This is a genomic window from Mycobacterium angelicum, from assembly GCF_002086155.1.
In the GTDB taxonomy this organism is placed as follows: Bacteria; Actinomycetota; Actinomycetes; order Mycobacteriales; family Mycobacteriaceae; genus Mycobacterium; species Mycobacterium angelicum.
Genome location: NZ_MVHE01000125.1, coordinates 1 through 6,903 on the forward strand (window position 1 = coordinate 1; position 6,903 = coordinate 6,903).

The following is a 6,903-nucleotide window of genomic DNA, read 5'->3' on the forward strand; positions in this document are numbered from 1 at the left end:
ACCCTGATCTTCGATCACCCCACCCCCACCGCCATCGCAAACCAACTCGGCCAGATGTTGCTGCCGAGCGAGGAAAACACCTGCGGCCCAACCGATATGAGAGATGCTGAGATTCAGCGTCTGATCGCCTCCATCCCGGTCAGCCGGCTCAGAACCGAAGGGGTGCTGGACCTGCTGTTGGAGATGGCGGGTCAGGGCCCCCAGGCCCGCAACCAGACCCGCAACGACCACGAGGTTGCCGTCCCCGAGATGGACCTCGATGACCTGGTCAACCTGGTGCTGGACGAGGACTGAACAGACCAAGCCGGCGTCAGGCTGGCGCCAGGCGATTAGCCCCTACGTGCTCGTACTTGCACCCGCGCCGGCGGAGCCGGGTCGGTGCTGTAGGGCACAATGAGCGGGAAATCCTCACTGACGGAGATGATTTCGTGGCTGCGGATGATCGTCGCGACGGCTAACGTAGCTTCGAGCATCGCGAAGTGGTTGCCGATGCAAGAGCGCGGCCCGGCGCCGAACGGAATGTATTGCCAGCGGTCGCGGCCGGCCGAGTTCTCCGCACTGAAGCGGTCAGGGTCGAATTCTTGTGCGCGATCCCATATTTCGGGATCCCGGTGCAAGGCATAAATCCCGACACTGCACATGGTGCCGGCCTCGACACGATAGCCGGCCACCTCAATGTCTTTGGTGGCCACGCGCGCAACGCTTGCGGTAGGCGGGCATAGCCGCAAGGCCTCCTGAATTACCCGGATCGTGTAGCCCAGCCCCGACACGTCGTCAGGCGTCAACTGCCGGTCACCGATTGCGGCAGCTTCGGCGCGAACCCGCTCCTGGATATCGGGGTAGCGGCCGAGCGCCCACAGTGTGCAGGTAAGTGCCATCGCCGTGGTGTCGTGTCCGGCATAGATGAAGACGACGAGTTCGGCGTGGATCTCCTTATCGGACAGCTTGCGCCCGGTGTCGGGATCGCTGGCTGCCATCAACGCGTGTACCAGGGGCGCGTCGCGGCCGGGGTCTTCCCGGCAGGCCTGCAGGATCGCCTTGGCGAGGCCATGCAGGGTGTTCTTGGCGGCGACCGCCCGGCGGCGTGCACGAGTGGGTAGCCATCGTGGCGGCCGGACGGGTTTGGTTGCCCGCTGGGTGACGTAGCCCAGCACGACACGCAGCGGCTCATCGATGGCTTCGGTGTGCTCCTCGAGATCGAGACCCAGTATTGAGCGGCCCAGCGCGCGCATGGTGAGCTGGCGGCACTCTGCCTCAAGATCGATCTCTTCAGCGTTTTGCCAAGTGGCAGCGATTGTTTCAGCGGCTTGTGCCATATGACCGCCGAAGGCGCGAACCTGCGATTTGGTGAAGGCCGGTTGCAGTGCGCGCCGCCGCGGCCGCCAGTTTTTGTGCCGGAGCGCAAGGAGCGCGGGTCCGAGCAGTGCACACAACTCGTCCTGGAACAGCGTCACATCGGTCCACGACCCCGAAGCGCTGAGCACGTCGCGTGCGGCTTGCGGAGAGGTAACCAGGACTATCTCCGGGAACAGCCATTTGGGGCCCAGTTTCAGCCGGGTGATCTTTCCGCCGGTATCGCGCAGTCGTTCGATGCCACCGTGACACTGGGCGATCGCCGCCACCTGTTCCTTGACCGACAACGGGTTTCTCGGCGTCAGCGGCAAGGCCGCGATGTCGGTGCCGGTGTCGGTATCAAGCACGGTCAGAACCTGCCACTTCGGAGGGCCCCGGGAGTGCGAGCGCGATCAGTTCTTCAGGACTCAGCGCATCGATCATGCCTTCGAGATCTTTCTGGTCACTTTGCCGGTTCATCCCTTCGCGATCCTTTCGATCGGTTCTCGGCGTGGCCCTTTCCGTGGCCATCAGCAGCAACTTGTCAAGCAGGCCAGCGTCTTTGAGATCATCGATCGTGATCGTTCGCAGCGCCGACCAGATCTCTTCCGGATCGGTTTCGGCAATCACCTGTCCGCCATCACCGGACGCATCGTGGTTGTCGGCCCTGAGTTGTTGATTGAGATGTTGAGTCAGTGTGGCGGGGGTCGGGAAATCGAAGACAAGGGTGGGTTGCAGAGTGAGTCCGGTGGCGGTGTTGAGCCGGTTGCGCAGTTCCACCGCGGTCAATGAATCGAATCCCAGCTCCTGGAAGGTGGTTTCGGGGGTGACGTCGTCGGGACTGGGATGTCCCAGCACGAGCGCGGCCTGGCCGCAGACCAGCTGCACCACCAGCTCGTATTGCTGATCGGGATTGAGGCCGTGCAGGCGTTGCGTCAGGAGCGGCCGGGATTCGGGCGGGGTATTCTCGACGCGCCGACGGACGGACCGGCGTGTGACGAGCTCGTTGAACAGCGCCGGCAGATCCGCATTGAGTGCCGGGTTGGCCAGCGTGTTGTGGTTGAGGCGAGTGGTCACGACGGTGGCAGCGCCGTTGATCAGTGCGGCGTCGAACAGTTCGACGGCTTGCTCACCGGTCAGGGCGGACACACCGACCCGGCTCAGCCGGGCCACATCGCCACGGTCCAGGTGTCCGGTCATCCCGCTGGCTTGTTCCCACAATCCCCACTGCAGCGAGATACCCGCCAGCCCCTGGGCTCGCCGCGTAGTTGCCAAAGCGTCCAAGAATGCGTTCGCTGCCGCATAATTGGCCTGGCCCGCGGTGCCCACCAGACCGGCCATCGACGAACACAACACGAACATTGGCAGATCCAGATCAGCGGTGGCCGCATGCAGATTCCATGCGCCATCGACCTTGGCCCGCAACACCGTATCCACCCGTTCCGGCGTCAACGACCCGATCACGGCATCGTCCAGGCTTCCCGCGGCATGAATCACTCCCACCAACGGCGGGCCCTGTGCCTGCACGTGCGCGACCAACGCCGCCACCGCGTCGGCGTCGCCCACATCACAGGCCACCGCCTCCACGCGGGCACCGTGCTGGGCCAGCTCGGCCGTCAGCTCGCCCACTCCCGCGGCCTCCCGCCCGGCCCGGCTGACCAACACCAGATGCCTTACCCTGTAACGCATTACGAGGTGACGGGCCAACACCGCACCGACCATCCCGGTGCCCCCGGTGATCAACACCGTGCCCGCCGCCAACCGCTCGGTGAGCAACCCCGGTGCCGTCAGGACCACTTTGCCAAGATGGCGGGCCTGGCTGACAAACCGGTACGCCTGTCGAGCGCAACGGACATCCCACGTCCGCACCGGCAACGGCCACAGCCGTTGCGACTCGAACAATTCCACCAACTCGCCCAGCATCTGCCCGATCCGGCGCGGGCCGGCCTCGACAAGATCGAAAGCCCGGTACCGCACCCCGGGATAGTGCGCTGCAATGAGCTGCCCATCGCGGATATCGGTCTTGCCCATCTCGATAAACCGACCACCCGGACTCAGCAGCCGCAATGAGGCATCGGTGAACTCCCCGGCAAGCGAGTTCAGCACCACATCGAACCCGCGGCCGCCGGTAGCCGCCAAGAACTTCTCCTCGAAATCGAGGGTGCGCGAATCGGCGATATGGTCGTCGTCGAATCCCATGGCGCGCAACGTGTCCCACTTGCCCCGGCTGGCGGTGACAAACACCTGCGCCCCCCACAACTGGGCCAGCTGCACCGCGGCCATACCCACCCCGCCGGTGGCGGTATGCACCAACACCATCTCCCCCGGACCCAACCCGGCCAGATCCATCAGCCCGTACCACGCGGTCAAGAACACCGCGGGCACACTGGCTGCCTGCGGCAACGACCATCCCGACGGGATCTTGACCACCATCTGCTGATCAACCACCACCTGCGCACCGGCCCCGTCCACCAAACCCAGCACCGAATCACCCACGGTCAACCCGTTGACTCCCGCGCCGACTTCGACGACCACCCCGGCCCCCTCGAGACCGAGCACCGGCGCTTGGCCGGGAACCATCCCCAAAGCCACCAGCACATCCCGGAAGTTGACCCCGACGGCGGCCAGGGCCACCCGCACCTGCCCCTCTCCCAGAGCCGCCCGCCCGTGCGGGCGCGGCTGCAGCGCCACCTCGGCAAAGGTGCAGCCCGCCCCGGCGGTCAACTGCCAGTCCGCATCCGGCAGCGCCAGCGCCGGTTCCACCGGGGTCAGCCGGCCGGCATAGCTGGTGCCCGCGCGCACTATCAGCTGAGGTTCAGCCAGGGCGACCAACGCCGCCACCTCCACCGGCGCATCGGCGTCGACGAGCATGATCCGCCCCGGGTTCTCCGTCTGAGCCGAGCGCACCAAGCCCCAAATCGCGGCACCGGCCGGGTCGGTCACCGGCTCGCCCGGTCGCCCAACCGCGCCACAGGTCTGGACGACCAACACCCCGGCCCGTTCGGTGGCGAGCCAGGTTTGCAACACCTCGAGCACCGAGTGCGTGCCCGCATACACCGAGCCCACCACGGCGACGGCAGGGGCGGCGGCCCAGTGCCACACCACGACCGTCGCAGCGGTGTCGCCGGGGCCGGCGCTGGCCGCGCTGACGAAGTCGCGCCACTCCAGCACCGCGACGTCCTCAACCACGTTGGTATCCAGTGTGATTGGCGACCACGCCAGCTCCAGCAACCCGTCCGCACGTCTACCGCAGGCCGCGCTCTGCAACTGACCGCCGCTGATCTGACGGGTCAACAGCGATCCCACCGACAACACCGGTAACCCGGCGCCATCGGCAAGCTCGACGGCCAGCGTGTCCTGACCGCTGGGAGTTATCCGCACCCGCAATTGCCGGGCGCCGGCACCATGCAGACATACCCGCTGCCAGCAGTACGGCAGCACCACCCCCACATCCGGGGTGCCCCAACGCCCAACCGAAACCACGGCATGCAGGGCGGCATCCAACAGCACCGGATGGATCCCCATCGCGGCCACATCCACCCCCTCGGGCGCGATCACCTCGGCGAACAAATCCTGTCCGCGGCGCCACACGGCCCGCAAACCCTGAAATGCCGGCCCGTATTCGTAGCCGCGCTCCGCCAACTGCTGATAGACGCCGGTGATGTCGACACTTTCCGCCCCGACTGGTGGCCACGCCGACAAATCCGTCTCCGGCTGCGATATCGCCGGGGCGAGTGTGCCCTGGGCGTGCAGCACCCACGACGCCTCGGCGAGATCTGTGCGCGAGTACACCGTCACCGCACGCCGACCGGACTCGTCGGCGCCCCCGACGCTGACTTGCACCGCGACACCGGCCTTTTCCGGCAGCGCCAGGGGCGCCGCCAACACCAACTCCTGCACCAGCCCGCAGCCCACCTGGTCACCGGCGCGGATGGCCAACTCGGCAAACCCCGCCCCGGGGAACAACGCCGCCCCGCCGACCACGTGATCGGCCAACCACGGCTGAGCCGATATCGACAGACGCCCGGTCAACACCACCCCACCAGAATCAGGCTGCTCAATGAGCGCACCCAGCAACCCGTGCTGCGCCCCGGTTTGACCCACCGCGCTCACATCACCACCGCGTGCAGCGGGGTTCAGCCAAAACCGCTGCCGCACAAACCCATACGTCGGCAACCCCACCCGCCGACCACACCCGGCCAACACGCCCGGCCAATCCACCCTCACACCGTTGACGTAGGCCTGGCCCACCGACAACCAAAACCGCTCCAGCGCGCCCTCGTTGCGGCCCAACGTCGGCACTACCACCGCGCCGGCGACGCTGTCCTCGACAGCGGCGCTTAGCACCGGATGCGGACTCACTTCGACGAACGCCCCGTAACCCTGTTCACGACACCAATCCAGCGCCTGATCCAACCGCACGGTCTGACGCAAATTGGCAAACCAGTACTCGGGAGTCAGCTGTGCGCCCTCGCATGGCGCACCGGTCACCGTCGAAACGAACACCACCGCGGACGAGCGCGGTTCAATGTCCGACAGCGCCTGCACCAAACCCGGCCCAACCGGCTCCACCTGCGCTGAATGCGAGGCATAGTCAACCTCAATACGGCGGGCCCGAATGTCCTCGTCCGCGCACCGAGCCACCAACCGCTCCAAAGCTGAGTCAGCACCGGCGATCACCACCGCCGAAACCCCGTTGACCACAGCAATACTGAGGCTCTGGCCAAACTCGGCGATCAAGTCCTGGGCCCGCTCCACCCCGCACGCCAGCGACACCATCCCACCGCTACCGGCCAACTCGACCAGCAACCGGCTTCGTGTCGCAACCACCAACGCCGCATCCCGCAACGACAACACCCCGGCCACACACGCCGCTGCGATCTCGCCCTGCGAATGCCCCACCACCGCATCCGGTTTGACTCCCACTGACTCCCACAACCGCGCCAATGACACCATCACCGCCCACAACACCGGCTGCACCACATCCACCCGGTCCAACCCCGGCGCCCCCGCCGCCCCCCGAATCACCTCCAGCAGCGACCACTGCACAAACTCAGCCAACGCCTCATCACACAACCGCATCTGCTCGGCGAAAGCCGCCGAGCTGTCCAACAATTCGCGGCCCATGCCCACCCACTGAGCACCCTGCCCGGGAAACACCATCACCGTCTTGCCCACCACACCAGCCCGCCCCACCACCACACGACTACCGGGCTGTCCAGCGGCCAACTCCGCCAACCCCGCCACCAACTGCCCGCGATCTGCCCCCACCACCACACCCCGATACTCAAAAGCCGACCGCCCCGCCAACGACACCCCCACATCAACCACCGACAACCCCTCATCAGCGGCCACAAACTCCAACAACCGCCGCGCCTGCACCACCAACGCCCGCTCCGACTTCCCCGACACCACCCACGCCACCGGCCCACCCGACGAAACCGACGAAACCGGCAAACTCTCCGGTGAAACACCCTGCCCCACAACACCGTCCAGCACCGGAGCCTGCTCCACAATCACATGCGCATTAGTGCCACTAATCCCAAACGACGACACCCCCGCACGACGCGT

The 6,903-nt window shown here is 66.2% G+C and carries 2 protein-coding genes and 1 pseudogene; 1 reads left to right on the plus strand and 2 read right to left on the minus strand.

Going from position 1 to position 6,903, the window contains the following annotated elements; genetic code table 11:
* Positions 1–294: pseudogene (locus BST12_RS32390) on the plus strand (type I polyketide synthase); the annotation flags it as partial.
* A gap of 35 nt (positions 295–329) precedes the next feature.
* On the opposite strand, the gene BST12_RS28100 reads toward BST12_RS32390, so the two are convergent.
* Positions 330–1,700: a cytochrome P450 gene (locus BST12_RS28100; protein WP_083116452.1), complete on the minus strand. Its 1,371-nt coding sequence runs from the start codon at positions 1,698–1,700 to the stop codon at positions 330–332.
* Positions 1,693–6,903, minus strand: a 5,211-nt coding sequence (locus BST12_RS28105; RefSeq protein ID WP_083116453.1) for a type I polyketide synthase, incomplete at its 5' end; no start/stop codon positions are given. The genes BST12_RS28105 and BST12_RS28100, both read right to left, overlap by 8 nt.